The organism is Trinickia sp. (genome assembly GCF_051961175.1).
Classification (GTDB): domain Bacteria; phylum Pseudomonadota; class Gammaproteobacteria; order Burkholderiales; family Burkholderiaceae; genus Trinickia.
On the sequence record NZ_JBQCDN010000201.1, the window covers coordinates 23,922 to 40,138 of the forward strand.

Consider the following 16,217-nt stretch of genomic DNA (forward strand, 5'->3'; position numbering starts at 1 on the left):
ATAGACGGAAACGTACGGCTATTTTTGGATCGAACGTCGAGACGATTACTTAGTTATCCGAAACGAAAACGAACTTCCGACTCAACGGACTTACAACCATGACACGCGTTTCCTCCTCGGCTCCTCACCCGTTGACGGATACTCGTCCGTCCGTTGAAACCTCGAATCGGCAAAGCACGGCTACCGGACGCTCGGCCTCGCTGCCGTCGGGAGGTGGCCAGCTCGGCACTCTGAAATTGCTCGGCAGGACGGGCCGAATCGGCTCGGCGAATGCGTCGAATACACCGCGCCGCGCCGCGATCCCGCAGCTCACGCGCGAACCGTCGTTCGGCGCCTGGCTGCCGAACCGCCCCGCATCGAGTGCCAACCCAAATCCAAATCCCAATGCAAATGCCACTGTGAAAGCGAAGACGGACAATGATGACTGGACAGCGCTGCTGGATCCGATCTTCCGTCAAGCACCGAACGCTGCCGGATCGCCATCGGCCCGAGACAATAAAGCGAGCGGCGTGCCCCGCTACTCGCTCATCGATGCGCCGAAGATCCCCTCACGCGACCGGCTCGACGATTTCGTGCAGCGTCACGAACAACTTGCAATCGGCTTGAGGCGCGCGATCGGCAAGGCGCAGCAGGCGGCCCAAAGCGCCTCGCCCGTTTCGTGGAAAACCGCGTTGCTGGCAACCTTCACGAAGTCGGGAAAGCGCGACATGGCGAACAAACTTTCGGCCAAACGCGACGAGTTGAAAAGCCTGCACGCCGAATTCAGCCGGCTGCTGACCGGAAGTGAAGTCAAGAACGCCACGCGCAGCGAAATTCAATGGGAGAAGCAGGACCCGCAACGCAGGGAAAAGGCGCTGCAGGCCGACCGCGCCATGGCGGAAACTCAGCGCTGGCGGCCCACCGCACAAACCTTTCTACGCAATATCGGCGAGCAACTGCAGGCGCTGGAACTCGATCTTGCCAAGCTGCCGAAACCGACGCACTAACTGCCGGGTTGTTTTCCCTGCCGCTGATGTTTGTGTACGTTTCGTGACACCTTGTTCGCCCCCCTGCGCACTATTTCGTCGTCCCGGCTCAGCAGAAAACGTCTGAACAATAACTTCGACTCCAACGATGGCATGTCCATCGCCGGCACGCATCGGCTACGGTGCGACTCGATGCGCATTCTCCGCCTAGCCAAAGGAGTCGATCATGGTGGACCGTATCACTTCAACGCCCTCTGCCAGCGCCAGCATCGGTGCGGGCGGCCCCGTCAACCGGTCCGGGGAATCCGGGAAAACAAGCGCCCCCTCCGGCTCGGCTGGGGCCACCGCACGCAACCGCAGCGGAATCTTCGACAAGCTGAAATCCGCACCGAGCGCAGTGGGAAAAGCGCTGCGAGTAACGGGGAAAACCGTCGCCTTCACCCCGTTCTTCAGCAAAACCACCGTCAAGCCGATGCGGGCGAGACCCGAGACGGCACCCACGAAACGCGTTACAGCGCGTGATGAACCCAAGCCGCCATCGTCGCTCTCGGGCAAACACGAGGGCAACTGGCGATCGCTCGCGGGGCCGAACAAGGGGGACACTGGCGTGCTGCTCGGTCTTTCCACGACGGACGGAGCAATCGCGCAGATTCGGACGCAGTGGCAAACGCACGACGGAGGACACTTCGATCGCGCCGGTTTGGACGTTCTCATGAGCACGCTTCGGGATCGGGTAATGAAGGAACGCCCGAACCAGCCCGACGCAGAGGGCGCCACGGCGGCGATCGTGTCGAACGCACTGTTGCGAGTGGTAGGCGGCGGCACGGCCGACAAGCAAACCGCATCGGCAGCGCCGGCCAGTACCATCGCCCCCGCACCCGCCAGCCCCGCACGAACTTCGTCCGCCCCCGAGCGCGCCAATGCCGCGTTACATGCCCTGATGACGCCCGAAGTCGAGGCCGAGCCGGCTGCGCAGCGCGACGCGTTCGCGCTGCAGATCGCGTTGGGCAGCACGGACATGGGCATGGAAACGCTGCTCAAGCTCGCGCCGCATCTCGTACCGCAATCGAATGATGCAGGCGCAGCGCGCATCCAACTCGACGGATTCCGGCAAGCGCTGAGCGCGGCCGAACATCTGTTGCGGGGCCTGCCGCCCGACGTTGCGGGACCGACATCGATCGAGGAATTGGCCGCGCTCGCCGACGCCACGCTGCCGCCGCCCGAAAGGACGAATACATCCCATGCCGCCGCCGGCGCGGACCCCGCACTCGCCGCCTGGCTCAACAACCATCCCGCACCTGTCGCGGCCAAAGCGTTGCAGACGGCCCTCATGTTGCGCGCCAACGCGGGCGGCCTACTTCAACTGGCGTTGCGAATTCAAGGAAGAAGGCGCCGGCACCACGCTCGCCAAAACCCAACAGCGCATGTTCAAGCTGCACAAGTACGCACAACGCTCCGCGACGCCGGGCAAGATTGCAGGACCGTTCGCGGGTTTTCTCGGCATGAAGAAGTCCCCGTTGTCGTCGCTGCGCAAATTCGGCACGAGCGGTCTGATGCTCGCCTATCCCGAGGAAGAATTCGCCGCGTTCAAGGGGGCGGTCGATACGATGAAGGGCCAACTCGAGCAGCAATTGGAATCCGAGCCCGCGGGCAACACCGATCGACGCATGCAGCACGCAGCCAGAATCGCGGTACTCGAGCAATGGCATGATCGCGCGAGCATCAAGGGTCTGCGCGAAAAGCATCGGTTTTCGAGCAAGGATCTCGACGAAATTGCGAAACGCGTCGAGCAGCGGCTGCCCGGCCAATCGCAGGGCGCCGCCGCGCGCAACTGGGTCAAGCAGAACCTGCGAAAGTGCACGACAGATACGCCGCAAAGGATGGCGGAGCAGATATGGGGCGAAGCGGGCATCCCCGATGCGGTGAACGGCAAGCTTCAGGCGTTCAAGCGCCCGGCCGACAAGGACATTCGCCCGGCCGGCAATACGCCCGAAGCGCAGTTCGACGCACTGGACAAGCTCATCGATACGATCCGCGACACCTACGACATTCGCATGTCGAGCGGCGGCACGCATGGCGTCGCGAGCGTGACGTCCGAAACGTTGGCCCAATTGTCCTCGCACGTGGCCGTGCCCAGTCTCACTCTCACGCCTGACGTCGGTTACTTGCGCGGCCGTCACGCAGTGATCGACATCGGTTCGAGCGCGCACTTTGGCAGCCTGTTCATCGGCACCGATTCGCGCAGCTCCACATACGGGGGGATCAGCGGCTTCGGCGGATGGTCGTTTGCGAAAGGCCGCGCTTCGTTGGGTGCGTTCGGCGGCATTCGCTTCTTCGGCAACGACAAAAACAGTTTGCGCGGCGTCGCCATCCGCACGCGCCGCTCCGACGATTCGCGCAGCACGGGTCAACCGGATCAATGGCGAGCGAAGATGAAAAGCGTGCTCGGGAGCGTCAAGGCGTCCGGGGCGGGCGGCGGCGCGCCGGCTACGGCGGAACAGATGTGGGCCGGTATCGCGCACGAGTTCTACAAGGACTCGGATGTGTCGATCAATTGGGTGGCTGCCGAGGGCTCGCAAAAGTATGGCACCGCGTCCGCGGGCATCACCGCGCGTGCCGGCAATAAAAACACGAAGTGGGGGCCGTCGTTCACGGCGGGGCTCAGGAAAATTTACGGCGCGAAGAGCGTGGCCAAGGATCAAACGGGAAACCACCAACTCAAGACGGCCACGAGCAATTCCGGCCGTGCCGCTTCGGTTTCGGCCTCACTCGTGGAAGGCATGCCCAGCGCGCCGGTGAGCCATGCCGGGCATCTCGCCGCCATTTCGTTTCCGTCGATTCCCTACGTCGGCATCGGCACAACGATGCTCGCCACCAACACGAACGCAGCCGCGCGGCTGGCGTATGAAAACGGCCGCATCGTTCCCAACCACTCGTTCCAGGACACGGAATTCGCCGTATACAAGGACTTCGAGAAATACGTCAACCACCATCGTGCGGGATGGGTGGCGAAGATGGGCGGGACCCAGGACGCCGAAAGCGCGGTCAACGATTACCTTTCGAAGACCAAGGCACTGCGCGGCCGTGGCAATCTCATCATGGGCGAACGCAAGGAAATGACGCCCGTGGCCGCACGCAAGATCGACGCGCTCAACGAACTGCGTCGCCACTACGATGGAAGGCAAGACTTGAGCGCCGCGGAAGCGAATCACTTGAGCCGGCTCAATGCCGATCTCGAGGGGGTGCTGAAAGACGAGAACACCTGGGAACGCCAATCGCTCTACGTGATGGAAGGGCTCGGCACCAGCACGACCGCCGGGCTCTCGTTCCTGGCGAACGTACAAGGCAACCGGAGTATTTCCGGGGTACGGGAGCTGTCGGCAATGGCGCCGCCCCGCGAGCAGAACAGGCCCGCTCCAACCGAGCACGAAGCATAAGCAAAGCGGCTATAGGGCGCGACGCGATGACGTTTCGTGGCCGCGCTCGCATGCACGTCATGCCATGCGGTGCTGCACCCCGCCCCGCGGCTCAGCGGGAGCGGCTGGCAACGTCGCCGCAGATCACGCCCGATACCGCCGATAACGCGCCGCAAGCGTCGACCGTTTGCCGCGCGGCATCGCCGCGAGTACTGCTTTTAAGCGCCGCATAGATCTTGTCAGCGTCCAGCTTGGGATCCACCGACAGCATCAACGCGGCCACGCCCGATACGAAGGCGGTGGAGAACGACGTGCCGGAAAAAAAATCGTAGTGACCGCCCGGCGTCAGGCTCAGCACATCGCGGCCGGGTGCGCGCACGACCGGTGCCGCCGTTTTGGCGTTCGTGTAGTCGGCCGCGATCACGTGTGGAATGCCGACGGGAAACGCACGCATGTCGCCGCTCGGCGGCACGGCGCCGATCACCACGATGCCGTGCTTTAGCGAATATTGAACGAGCTGGGTCAACAACGGATCGGGCGGCCCGCTCAAGCTCAAGTTGATGATGCTCGCGTGCAGGGCGATCGCAGCGGCCAATGCCTGCGCCAGCGTCAAGGAATTGCATGTCGATGCGCCGTCGTTCACGTGACCGCCGCCCGACGGTTCCTGCCAGCAAGCCTTCAACGCGAGGATGCGCGAACGCGGGGCGACGCCCACGATTCCATGGCCGCCACTCTGATTGGCCGCGATGACACCGGCCACCGCCGTGCCATGGACATCGTGATCGAACGCCGGCCATCCCTGCTCGACAAAATCGCGTCTCGTCTCGACCGTCCCTGCGAGGCCGGGGTGGGAGGTATCGATCCCCGTATCGATGACGGCGATGCGCACGCCTTCGCCCTGAGCAAACCGCTGCGCCGAAAGCGCGTCGATCTCGCGCAAGCCGCGCTCCAGATCGACATAGTTTGCGTTGTAGGCGTGCGCGGCGTCTTTCGAATCGGATGCAGCGGTGGCCGTTTCGGGTGCGGTACCGGCCTCGCCGCCCGGTTTGATCAAGGAGCCGACGGTACGAAAGGACTGCAGCGGCTGCACGAGCTTCACGCGCCGGTCATGCGATAGCTGCTCGATTACCTGCGCCCGCGTGCGGCTGTCACGCACCTCGAGTACCGCACAGTGCACTTGCAGCGGCACGATCGGCCAAGCCATCACCGGTTCGAGCTTGTAGTCGTTGGCGATCGCGTCGACCGTCGCGCGTGCGCTTCCGTACGCCGCATAACCGGGCCCGCCGTCGTAAGCGCCGATCGTCGTGCCCGCCAGCATCGGCACAGACTCGCTCGGATTCTCGACGGCGACGACAACCATCCGCTCGCCATCGTCGTGGATCTGCCGCAGGACGCTCGGATCGATCTCGACATTGGACGGCGGGACGAGCGGCGCATCGCTGCACGCGACGGCAAGCGGCACGATGGCCGCGACGAGCGCAGCGAGCCGCCGCGACGCGATGCGCCGGACGGCTGTATTCACCTTCCCGGATAAGCCGGCGATGCGCGCGCGGGTGACCCTGTTCATGGCTGGCCCCCGTTCCGGGAGGCACGGCCGGCATGCGGCGCGCGAGGGAAGCAATTCGTCATTGGGTTCGGTTCTCCGGGTAGCTGTTCGAAACAAGCAGAGCTAGATAACCTGTGAGTACCACTAACGGCCAAAAACGTTGCTGCCTGAGCGCATGAAATATAACAAATGCGATCGGGCCGCGCGGGACGGCGTGGGGCGCCTGTCCGCGCGGCTATTTCATCAGACCTTAGCTTCAGCGTTTGCGTTTTGATCGAGGCCGCCTTGCGCCGCCCAATCAAAGTCATTCACACCCGCGATCCCATCGGAACCTGCCACGTCGTGTGTTTCGATTTGATTGAACGTATCGGGATTCGAGAGCATGAATTTCGCGGCGGCCGAATCGGTGGGCGTCGTGCCGGCCGACGGGTTGTAAGCCATTTGGTAGAGTTTGTTCGGATCGACCGTCCGTGTGCCCTGTTCGTGCATGCACGCGGCAATGGCGCCGGAAGCACTTTGCGCGTCCATCGGCGTGCTCGTATCGCCCGTCGAATTGCTCCCCATCGGGTCGGTCGTCAGATTTGCCGTCGGGTCGATCATCGGGTCGCCGGTCGAGGCATCCATCGAACCGCCCATCGAACCGAAGTCCGTCGTATCGTCCGTGGAGATCGTATCGCCCCCATTCGATGCGCTGCTCAATCCGCCCTGTGCCGCCCAATCGAAATCGTTGACGCCCGCGATACCGTCCGATCCGGCCACATCGTGCGTTTCGATCTGGTTGAACGTGTCCGGATTCTCGAGCATGAACTTCGCCGCATCGGAGACTTCCGACGGCGTACCCGCCTTCGGGTTGTACGCCATCTGATAGAGCTGATTCGGGTTAAGCGTGTTGATGCCGTTCTCGTGCATATACGAGGCCAGCGCGCCGGACGCGCTTTGCGCGTTCATGCCCGAATCGGCTTGTGCGCCGTTATCGACGCTGCCCGTATCGAGCGAGCCTTCTTCCGCGAAAATCTGCTGCAGCATCTGCTGGATCGATTGCAGCGCCGCTTCGTAAAGCGATTCATAGTTCGCCACGGCCGTGTCGGGCGAAAACGAATCGGACGGAGTCGAATCGAGTGGCGCAATTTGCGCGTTGCTGTTGGTAGAAACGTTCACGCTCATGGTATTGATCTCCTCAAATAGTGGGACGACCCCTGCACACCATGCGCGAAGGGTCCCGCCGCGCGAGCGGCGCAAACGGCCCCTATGTCCGCGTGTCCGGAACGCAGGCGAAGCGTCGCTCTGCGCGTCAAGATAGCGATGCGCGCGCGCAACGCTTTCATTGCCGGCGAAAACCGAATGCCGTCGACGAATCACAGGCGATGACACCGGTTCCAAAGACCCATCCTTCCTAGCTATTGGGAATATCTCGCGGCATGCAATGTTTTTTCGCCGATGGGCGCCCATTCTCATTCGAATCAGTTTTACCGATCATTACCGATCACTACCGATCTCTCGCCCCTCCCTATTTTCTCAGGTAGCATCGTCACGCCCAGGCAGCGGGATGCCTAACATCCTTGCACTTGCCTGGCGATACGTCGGCTCCGGCATCATGCAAGGGACCGGCGCAAGAGTCATGAGTGGGAGGGATGCGTTGTTTCGGACGGCAGTGGGAATGGGAGTGAGCGTGGGAATGAGATTGCACCGGCAATCGCATTTCCATTTATCCTCCGTGCGGCGCATGGCTCTAGCGCTTCACTATGCGATTCCCCTGGCCGCCGTAGTGACCACGGTGCCGTCCGCTTGGGCAGACGACGCCTGGCACTTCCAAGTAGGCGCCACGACCGATCGAATCAAGCGCGGCATCGATGAATCTCAGGGCGAGCCGTCAGTCGACGTGTCGGCGAGTTGGTATCCCGGCACAGGCCCGTTTGCGGGCGTGTCGGGCTGGACCGTCAGGCCGTTCTATGGCACGCCGCGAGGGGGCGAATTCGTCGCCGATGCCGGTTACGGGTGGCGCGCAGGCGATTGGAGTGCGCAGGCCATCGTGCTGCATTATCAGTTTGCCCACACGCCGGCAGCAAAGCAGCTCGAATACGACGAGGCTGCGCTGAAAGCGGGATGGCGAGAGGTGTTGTTCGCCTCCGTGACTGCCTCGCCCAATACCAGCTATGGCGGCTCTGCCCGCACGCTCGCGCTGGCCTACAACCTCGTCGGGCACTATCCGTTGGCACATGGATTCTCAGCGACGGCCGGCATCGGCTATTACGACTTGCATGCGGGAATCGGCAACGGCTTCTTCTACGACGACATTGGCCTGAACTATCAGTACCGCTCGTTGCAGTTCCAGGTCGCCTACTTCGGCACGCAAGCCCCCGCCCCCACCGAACGCCGATTCGGTTCGATGCTCGTGCATCGGTGGGTCGCACAGGTAAGCTGGTCCTTCTAAAGGTGTGCCTCGCGCCGACGCTGGCGTTTCGCTTGCTAACAAGGCTTGCGCCAACCGCGGCAGGTTTGTTTCGCGCAATTGCCATGCATTTCGTCGTCCGAGCCGCAAAGGCGACACCTTCTTCGTTATCGTCTGTCCCACTAGCTGGATGTACACGCGTGCAAGACGCGGAAAATAACGGAGTCGCTTGACATGCCGCGAATCTCGGGTGGTAGCCCCTCTTCTTCGCCGATTACGCCACGAGGCAATGAAACGCCGCGTCACGGCACCCAAGGATCGTCGAACACCAAGCATCGCTCCTTTCTTGGATCGATCGGTGCAGCGCTCGGCAACATCGGTCGTCCGCGCAAATCTTCTTCGAGCGGGAGCGCTTCCGGGAGCCATTCCACCAGCCCCTCCGCCAGCCCGCCGCGGGGCGCCGCACCCGGCACTCCGGCACGCGGGCAAAGCGCTCGTGCACCGATCGACACGTTGAGGGAACGCGGTGTCGACCTGCAAGGGTTGCGTGAGGCGATAGCCAAGTACATGTCGCTCGGCATAGCGTTACCGCCACACTTCCAGGCCGCACTGCATCACGCTGGCGTGAGTACCGAGCTCGAGTTGAATACACGCGATGCCATTGACGCCAACCATCCATTACTGGCGCTCAGCAATAAGATTTATAGCGAGCTCCGTTCGAGCAGGCCGGCCGCCACGCCGCCACGGCCGGCTGGCCTGACCAGGAGCCCGGGACTGCGGCGCAGAGGCGAGACATCGCCGCCGCAAGGAGCCCAAGCAGCCCCAGTGGCCCGAGCACACTCGCCGGCACGCGGGCAAACGAACCAAGCGCCCCTCGAAACGCTGCGCCGGGCCGGCATCGATCCGCATGAATTCAATACAGCGGTGGCGAATTTCATGAGCTTCGGTAACGATTTTCCTCCCAATATCGTGTCATTCCTCCGAAATGCCGGAATTCCCCACGACATTACGGAAGGCTTCCACGGCAGTCACCCATTGCTGGCCTTCGATCAACAGGTTCGCGTCGCGCTCAGGAATCAAACGCCGGCCGCGCCGCGTTCAAGACCGGCCGGAAATACGCCAGCTCGCCCCACCCCGACGCTGCGCCGGCCCACGCCAGCTCCGCTGGACAGTGCGGATTTCGATCAAAGCGCCGCATTTTCAGCGCCACAGGGCAACGTAGGGCCGCGGTAAAGCAGGAGATCGGGTATTCAAGGAACAATAAGAATTCTCGGAATATCCGATCAGAAAATCCTTACGCCGAAGGCATAAGCGATTTACTGCTTTTCTTTGAACGAAAATTTATATAAATTGATCCGCTGTTTGCACAGCGCTTCGGATCAATCAACAAAATTTTCGATCGATATGAAACCTCGACACTGGAAGGCGAAAGCGGCCCTATGCGCCGCCTTCGTTTGCTTCGGCATGCAAGCCGCACATGCGGACGATGCAAAAAACATTCTGCGCCCGCTCGTCGAAAGTTCGGCGCAGCGCCTCGGGATCGGCGAGGAGGTGGCGCTGTCGAAGTGGGACAGCGGCACAAGCGTCGAAGATACGGCGCGCGAAAGCGCGGTGATATCGAATGCTGTCGCGGAAGGTCAGCGTTCGAATCTCACCGCGGCCGACGTGACGCGCTTTTTCAAGGCGCAAATCGAGGCGAACAAGCTCGTGCAGTACTCGCTGCTCGCCAGATGGCGCCGCGCCGGCTACGCGCCGCCGCATGCACCGATCGATCTAACCGGCACCATCCGGCCGGAACTCGATCGCCTGCAGACGAAGATGATCGCCGAACTCGTCGGCGCAAAACCCGTGCTCGACAGTAGCGAGTGCGCAAAGGAGGTGGCGCGCGCGGTAGGACATTACGCGTTCGAGCATCAATTCGATCCGACCGATCTGCCGTTGATCGCGCTCGATCGTGCAATGGCCGGATTCTGCCGCGTCTACTGATATCGACGCAGGTATCGACACGCCCGCGTTCACTGAACCAACCTGAGAGAGAAAAACGATGACGTCAATCAAATCCCGCTTGCTCGCGCTCTCGATCGCAGCCGGCCTCTGGTCCGCGCACGCTTCGGCAGCTTCGCAGTTGTCGAACGTCGAGCAAGTCGAAGACGCACTCAATCACGGCACGCCCGTATCGGTGGCGGTCGATCTGACTCGCTGCGCGCCGGCGGGGACTACCACGCGCCCCGGCACCACGCGGGGCGGGCTCAAGATCACGTCGTACCGGATCACGCCCGACGGTACACTGAGCTTCGCGGATGAGCATGCGAGCGTCGCGCAAGATGGCTCGCCGCTTTGGCAATTCATCCGCTACCAAGTCAAGCCCGATCAGACCGTTGCCTTTTCGACCGACATCTTTTCGCTTCCCTCGTACGCTCGGCTGATGCCCGAGATCAATTACACCTGCGCGATCAATCACGGCATCGAATTCTTCGCCGATCGGCATTGACTATCCGCTCACGCGACACCGTACGGGGCAATCGATAGCCCCGTACGGTGATCGGATCTGATCGCGCGATCACCGCTGTGCCGCTAACACATCGAAGGCAGTAAGGTAGCCGTGGCCGGACCGGATGGCCTCGGCCACAGGCGCCGAAAGTACGCGGCGCTATCACGCCGATCAGTCGCCGAGGCCGAGCCGGCCTGCACCGGACTGAGCAAGCACCTTCGCCGCTACCTCGTTGGTCGGATCGAGGTTGGCGATCCCCCCTCGCCCCGGCCCGCTGCCCGTCGGCGAGGACGACAGATTCACCGCTTGGCCATTCACTAGCGAGCCGCTGTCGGTCAGATGACCCGAATCGCCGAATCGCTTGACCAGGCTTTGCGCGCTGACGCCATTCGTTTCGAATGCGTTGTTCTGCGAAGTGATATTCGACTCGACACCCACGCCGAGGTTGTACTGAAAGCGATTTGCTTGTGACGAGCTGTCCTGGTATAGGTTGTTGGCCACCTCGACATTGCCAAAACGCACCCGCGGATCGCGCTGAGAAACGCCCGCGAACAGGTTATGGTCGATCGTGACGTTGAGCTTGCCTCGGTCGCTCGTCATGCCGTCGCTCGATCCGATCAGGATCGACTTGTTGTGGCTTAGAAACTGATTATTGGACACCGTCGCATAGTTCGCTCCATCGGTGAAATCCAGTTGATCGCCGCTGATCGCGCCCGGCGGCGTGGTCCCATCCTTGAATGTGTTGTGGTCCACCCAGAGGTTTTGTGTCCCTTTCGCCTCGATGCTGTACACGCGCCCATGCGGGTTGCCTTCCGCATCCTTCCCGGGGAAGAAATCGAACGGCGATGTCATGTTCAGATTGCGAACAATGATGTTGTGCTGATTGTTGAGATTGAACCCGCCTCCGCTAATGCCAGCGTTGTTGCCGATCCCGATGATCGTCGTGTTGGAGCCCACGTTCAGCATGTCGTGCGCCAACTGCGCATTCTCGTTGGCGAAATCGCTCTTACTCAACGATCTACCGCTGCTATCCGAGTTCAGATCGATGTTGCCTTTGATCTGGATGATCTTCGGCGTCGAATTGGAAGCGTTTGTCGAGTTGTTGCCACCCAGCGCGGCAATCAGCTGATCGCGGTTAGAGACGGTGAAGACATGGGCCGCGTCGGCCTTGGAGCCGCCCGTCACGCCCCCGTTCTGAGCGCCCCAACCATGGCCGGCGGCGAGCGTTTCGCGTGCATGGTCACCGGCAGATGCGCTAGAGGGCGAGCTGTTCGAAGCCGCCGCCGCGGCGACGGTCGATGCCGGTCCACTCGCCGATGTTGAACGGGTTTGGCCCACGCTTTTTACCCCTGAGGTACCCAAGGCCCCGCGTTTGTCCGAGCCGGCGCTTGAACCTTCGAGTCGCCGATCCGATTTTGCATTCTTTGTCGTGCCGTGGCTCGCATGCGGAACCATTGACCCGCCGGTGTTCGCCGGCGATCGATTGCCGCCTTCGCGCGTATTCGCCTGGCGGTTGTCCTGCGCGTGCGAATGGTGCTTCGCCTCATGCGCGTGATGATGCGAATGGTGGGTGTGGTGGGTGTGGTGCTTGTTATGACCATGGTGATGTTTGTCGTCATCCAGGCCCGTACCGTTCAGCGACATCTGTTTCAACATGTCCTGCAGTCGCGTTTCCGCGCTCGCGAGTACTGCGTCAGACGACTTTTTCTCCGAGCTGGGGGCGCCCGAACCTTCGTGGTTCACCGATACTGGCGCAGTACTCTCGATCCGACCGTTGATTGCCGACACGATTCGCTCCTCATTTGCATAGGTTAATGGATGAACAAACAGGGCGACGCAGTGACGTGCAGCCCGATTGCAGCGAAACCATGCTATGAGCGGGAACAGCTGGATCTGAATCACTGCCGCGAAAACTGTGGTTGATCAACGAAATAAATTCATCGACTATCTTGCCGCCATCGCAGCATTTTTCCCCTCAAAGCCTTTGCCGTTTCGAAGACGTCTCCGGCGACGAGGGAGGCGACGATTCCGAGGGACCCGGCCGCTTACCCAGCAATCCGCCCGACGACGGAGAGGTTCCCGACGAACCTGCGCCGGACGATCGTTCGGACGCGGAGGCGTCGGTTTCGCTATCGGTAGCGTCGTCGCCGTCCAGCTGCATCAATAGATCGGCGATCTCGGCGTTCCCCGATGCCTCAGCGTGCGCAAGCGCCGTCAGACCGTCATGGTCGATGACGCGGATGGTCTCGCCGGCGCCACCATTCAGCAACGCGATAACCGCTTCGGGGACACCACTTTGCGCAGCGTGCATCAAGGCGGTGCGGCCCCGGTTGTCTGTGCGGTGGACGTCTGCATCCGCTTCGACCAGCGCTTTCAGTGCCTCAACGCTGCCCTCTTGAGCGGCGATCAATAGCGCGGACATGCCGTGCTCGTCGACGTCCTCGATGTTGGCATCGTGCTCGAGCAGCACCGCGATCGTTTCCCGATCGTCGGCCGTCACGGCGTGCATCAGCGCCGTCCACCCGTTCGCATCGACCCGGTCCACATTGGCATTGGCGAACAGCAGCGCAACCAGCGCGTCCACTTGGCCGCAGCTGGCCGCTATCATCAGCGCGGTTAGATCGTCCGGATCAGCTTGTTCGAGGTCGACTTTCTTGGATGCCAGCCATCGGATCGCATCGGCGCTGTTATCGTTCGCCGCGATCATCAGCGCCGTCCGGCCCTTTGCGTTGGTCGCATTGGGATCCAGCCCCTTCTCGACCAGCGCATCCATCGCCGCGGGACGATCCGCCGACGCCGCCACCATGAGGGCGTTCCACCCCTCCTTGTCCGTATGCTCGAAGTTTGCGCCCGCCTCCAACAGCAGCGCGAGCGTGGCCGGGTCCTTGGCATTGGCCGCGTGCAGCAATGCGGTCCATTGATTGTCGTCGCTGAGTTCGAGATCGGCGTGTCTTGCCACCAGTGCGGCCGCGACTGCCGAGTGTCCTCCTTGTGCCGCACGGATCAGCGCAGTCTTCTTCTGCACATCCGCGAGATCCAGATCGGCGCCGTTAGCCACTAGCACTTCTGTCATGGCAAGGTTGCCCTCTTGGGCGGCCATCATCAAAGCGGTCAGGCCAGCCGAATCGGCGTGGTTCACATTGGCACCGCGCGCGGCAAGAGCCGCAACGACATCCACCTTTCCCATCATTGCTGCGTGCAGCAGCCCGGTCCAGCCATCGTCGTCGGCATGCTCGAGGTTGGCGCCGCGTGCGGCCAGCGCGTCGACGACCTCGACATGCCCACGCTGAGCGGCGTGCATCAATGCCGTCATACCTGGAGGCGATGCCAGATTCAGATCGGCCCCACCCTCGGCAAGCGCAGCGATCGCGGCAGTGTGTCCCTGCAAAGAGGCGTACATTAGGGCAGTCATACCGCTCGGAGCCGCAAGATCGCGCGAAGCGCCGTGCTTGATCAGCGCCTCGATCGCCGCCGCGTGACCGCCTAACGCAGCGCCCATCAGCGCCGTCGTGCCCATCCGGTTGCCGAGATCAACCTGCGCGCCGCGCCCGGCCAGCGCCTCGATCGCAGCAACACGCCCGAGCTGAGCGGCGCACATCAATGCGGTCACGCCATCCGGCGTTGCGATATCGAGGTTGGCGCCGTGATCGGCCAGTGCTTCGATCGCTGTCGCATGATTTCCCGATGCGGCAAACATCACGGCTGCCATGCCAAGCGGGTTGACGCGGTTCGGATCGGCGCCGCCCGCAGCCAGTGCCTCGATCGCCCTCCCGTGTCCACTTTGCGCCGCGAGGATCAATGCCGTCGAGCCTTGGTTATCGGCGCGATTCATGTCGACCGAATGTGCAGCGAGCGCTTCGATGGCCTCCGCGCGACCGTTTGCCGCCGCGATCATGAGCGCAGTGGCACCCGTCGGCGCGGTTTGTTCCATGTCGACATTCTGCGCCGCCAGTTCAGCGATGACCGCGGTGCTGTTGTGCGCGGCGGCGATGAGCAATGCGCTCCAACCCTGGTTGTCGGTGCGCGAGCGGTCCGTACCCGATGCGAGAAGCGCCGCCACCGCGGCGGGTTTGTTGAACGCGGCGGCGATCAGCAGTGCGCTCCGGCCTTGTTGATCGACCGCCTCGAGATTCGCGCCGACGGCGTGCAATTCCTCGATTGAAGCCGCTTGACCGGCCTCGGCGGCGATCATGAGCGCAGTGCGGCCGGTGCCCCGAGTCAGTTCGAGCCCCGCGCCATGCTCGGCCAATTTGCGGATCGCAGCGCGGTGCCCCGTTTGCGCGGCCAGCATGAGAGGCGTCCGGTTATCGGGATTGCGCACGTTGAAATCGAGCTTGCCGGCAAGCCGATCGATCAGAGCAGGCATCCCTTGACTCGCCGCGTAGTGCAACACGGTATTGCCCTGACCGTCCACGCACTGGATGCGCGTGAAGCCGTGAGCCAGCACGGCGGCGAACTGTTGATCACCGGCTTTGGCCGCGCCGAGCAACGCTTGCTCGCGCTGCATCCCGTTCAGTGAGCGCATCGCCGCCGGCATGTGAGCAAACAACGTCTGCGCCGAATTCGGGTGTGCAGCGCGGTAATCGCGCACCACCGGGTCGCTTTGCAGCGACAACCATGCGAACGGATCTTGCTCGCTGGCGAGCAACGCGGCCACCCGCTCCGGCGGTATGGCGGACAGCTTCTCCTTCGGAACGTTGCTCAACGCCGCGATGGCCATCTGCGGCGTCAACGCGGCGTTCAAGCCCTCGAGATCGCTGACCAACAGCGAACGGCTTTCTTTCGCTGCGTCGTTGCGCACCAGAAACGATTGATACGCCAGTTGGACGATTCTTTCTGGCCCCTTCGTGGCCACGTCGCGCATCGGAAACTCGTTCAGCAGACCGCTGTCGACGAGGTTCTTGCCGATGTCCGGCATCAGCAGCGCGGGATCGTGAGTCATCCGGTAAATGGTTTCCTCATTCTCGTCTTCGACGCTCACGAATAGTGCCGCGGGCGGCACCATGCCGAACCGCTCGTTCAGCTCCGTCTCCGCCCAGGTTTCAAACTCCCCATAGAACTGGAAGACCTCATCCAGGGTCAACGGCCGGTCGACGAGCGCATTGAAGCGGCCGCGAATCTCCGCAAGCGCACTCTCAGCCACGAGGTGGACGAGCCGCCCGGGTGTGACCCGCCGCGCGACATGATGCTTGCTGGCCGCGAGTTCATCGTTCGTGATGTGCAAGCTCTGGATAAACGCATCGTCGGCCTCGTCCATTCCGTAGTCCGACGCAAGATGATTCCAGCACGCGTTGTGGTAGTGGATTTCGTTGTTCCGGTAGTTCGGCCTCGTCCCGAAGCGCTCCTGCGTGAAGTCGAGGATCGCCTGCGACAGCATCCTTTCCCATTGAGACCTGGCGTTGAATTTCAA

Annotated in this window: 13 protein-coding genes; 6 read left to right on the forward strand and 7 right to left on the reverse strand. The window is 62.3% G+C overall.

Translation table 11 applies throughout. The features are described 5' to 3' along the window. Positions 1-124: 124 nt before the first annotated feature. Positions 125-397 (reverse strand): hypothetical protein, encoded by a 273-nt coding sequence (locus tag ACTHL0_RS12160; protein WP_440566998.1) that lies wholly within the window; start codon positions 395-397, stop codon positions 125-127. A gap of 205 nt (positions 398-602) precedes the next feature. Here ACTHL0_RS12160 and ACTHL0_RS12165 point away from each other — a divergent pair, with 205 nt between their 5' ends. Beyond that, a complete protein-coding gene (locus ACTHL0_RS12165; RefSeq protein ID WP_440566999.1) occupies positions 603-986 on the forward strand; it encodes a hypothetical protein in 384 nt (127 codons plus the stop codon). Positions 987-1,172: 186 nt separating this feature from the next. On the opposite strand, the gene ACTHL0_RS12170 is transcribed toward ACTHL0_RS12165, so the two are convergent. Together ACTHL0_RS12170 and ACTHL0_RS12175 are read right to left on the reverse strand one after the other, a co-directional pair. Then, positions 1,173-1,568 carry a hypothetical protein gene (locus ACTHL0_RS12170; RefSeq protein WP_440567001.1) on the reverse strand — a complete coding sequence of 132 codons (396 nt, stop codon included), beginning with the start codon at positions 1,566-1,568 and terminating at the stop codon, positions 1,173-1,175. A gap of 325 nt (positions 1,569-1,893) precedes the next feature. After that, positions 1,894-2,100: a hypothetical protein gene (locus ACTHL0_RS12175; protein ID WP_440567003.1), complete on the reverse strand. Its 207-nt coding sequence runs from the start codon at positions 2,098-2,100 to the stop codon at positions 1,894-1,896. 289 nt (positions 2,101-2,389) lie between these two features. On the opposite strand from ACTHL0_RS12175, the gene ACTHL0_RS12180 reads away from it, so the two are divergent. Then, on the forward strand, positions 2,390-4,402 hold the full coding sequence (locus ACTHL0_RS12180; protein ID WP_440567004.1) for a hypothetical protein: 2,013 nt from the start codon (positions 2,390-2,392) through the stop codon (positions 4,400-4,402). Positions 4,403-4,493: 91 nt separating this feature from the next. Here the strand turns inward: ACTHL0_RS12180 and ACTHL0_RS12185 are convergent, their stop codons facing one another. Together ACTHL0_RS12185 and ACTHL0_RS12190 are read right to left on the reverse strand one after the other, a co-directional pair. Beyond that, positions 4,494-5,948 (reverse strand): S8 family peptidase, encoded by a 1,455-nt coding sequence (locus ACTHL0_RS12185; RefSeq protein ID WP_440567005.1) that lies wholly within the window; start codon positions 5,946-5,948, stop codon positions 4,494-4,496. A gap of 222 nt (positions 5,949-6,170) precedes the next feature. After that, positions 6,171-7,091: a hypothetical protein gene (locus tag ACTHL0_RS12190; protein WP_440567006.1), complete on the reverse strand. Its 921-nt coding sequence runs from the start codon at positions 7,089-7,091 to the stop codon at positions 6,171-6,173. Between the two features lie 559 nt (positions 7,092-7,650). Here ACTHL0_RS12190 and ACTHL0_RS12195 point away from each other — a divergent pair. From ACTHL0_RS12195 to ACTHL0_RS12210, 4 genes are all read left to right on the forward strand, one after another. Beyond that, positions 7,651-8,358 carry a TorF family putative porin gene (locus ACTHL0_RS12195; RefSeq protein WP_440567007.1) on the forward strand — a complete coding sequence of 236 codons (708 nt, stop codon included), beginning with the start codon at positions 7,651-7,653 and terminating at the stop codon, positions 8,356-8,358. Between the two features lie 894 nt (positions 8,359-9,252). Further along, positions 9,253-9,549 carry a hypothetical protein gene (locus ACTHL0_RS12200; RefSeq protein ID WP_440567008.1) on the forward strand — a complete coding sequence of 99 codons (297 nt, stop codon included), beginning with the start codon at positions 9,253-9,255 and terminating at the stop codon, positions 9,547-9,549. Between the two features lie 171 nt (positions 9,550-9,720). Continuing rightward, a complete protein-coding gene (locus ACTHL0_RS12205; protein ID WP_440567009.1) occupies positions 9,721-10,302 on the forward strand; it encodes a chorismate mutase in 582 nt (193 codons plus the stop codon). Between the two features lie 58 nt (positions 10,303-10,360). Next, positions 10,361-10,807 carry a VirK family protein gene (locus tag ACTHL0_RS12210; RefSeq protein WP_440567010.1) on the forward strand — a complete coding sequence of 149 codons (447 nt, stop codon included), beginning with the start codon at positions 10,361-10,363 and terminating at the stop codon, positions 10,805-10,807. 171 nt (positions 10,808-10,978) lie between these two features. On the opposite strand, the gene ACTHL0_RS12215 is transcribed toward ACTHL0_RS12210, so the two are convergent. Together ACTHL0_RS12215 and ACTHL0_RS12220 are read right to left on the reverse strand one after the other, a co-directional pair. Continuing rightward, a complete protein-coding gene (locus ACTHL0_RS12215) occupies positions 10,979-12,463 on the reverse strand; it encodes a pectate lyase family protein (RefSeq protein ID WP_440567011.1) in 1,485 nt (494 codons plus the stop codon). A gap of 319 nt (positions 12,464-12,782) precedes the next feature. Next, the coding region (locus ACTHL0_RS12220) for an ankyrin repeat domain-containing protein (protein WP_440567012.1) at positions 12,783-16,217 on the reverse strand (3,435 nt) is incomplete at its 5' end.

Coding starts and splice junctions, on each gene's coding strand:
- ACTHL0_RS12180 (WP_440567004.1), top strand. CDS start 2,390: ATGTTCAAGCTGCACAAGTACGCACAACGCTCCGCGACGCCGGGCAAG.
- ACTHL0_RS12175 (WP_440567003.1), bottom strand. CDS start 2,100: ATGTTCGGCCGCGCTCAGCGCTTGCCGGAATCCGTCGAGTTGGATGCG.
- ACTHL0_RS12215 (WP_440567011.1), bottom strand. CDS start 12,463: ATGTTGAAACAGATGTCGCTGAACGGTACGGGCCTGGATGACGACAAA.
- ACTHL0_RS12190 (WP_440567006.1), bottom strand. CDS start 7,091: ATGAGCGTGAACGTTTCTACCAACAGCAACGCGCAAATTGCGCCACTC.
- ACTHL0_RS12200 (WP_440567008.1), top strand. CDS start 9,253: ATGAGCTTCGGTAACGATTTTCCTCCCAATATCGTGTCATTCCTCCGA.
- ACTHL0_RS12205 (WP_440567009.1), top strand. CDS start 9,721: ATGAAACCTCGACACTGGAAGGCGAAAGCGGCCCTATGCGCCGCCTTC.
- ACTHL0_RS12185 (WP_440567005.1), bottom strand. CDS start 5,948: ATGAACAGGGTCACCCGCGCGCGCATCGCCGGCTTATCCGGGAAGGTG.
- ACTHL0_RS12210 (WP_440567010.1), top strand. CDS start 10,361: ATGACGTCAATCAAATCCCGCTTGCTCGCGCTCTCGATCGCAGCCGGC.
- ACTHL0_RS12195 (WP_440567007.1), top strand. CDS start 7,651: ATGGCTCTAGCGCTTCACTATGCGATTCCCCTGGCCGCCGTAGTGACC.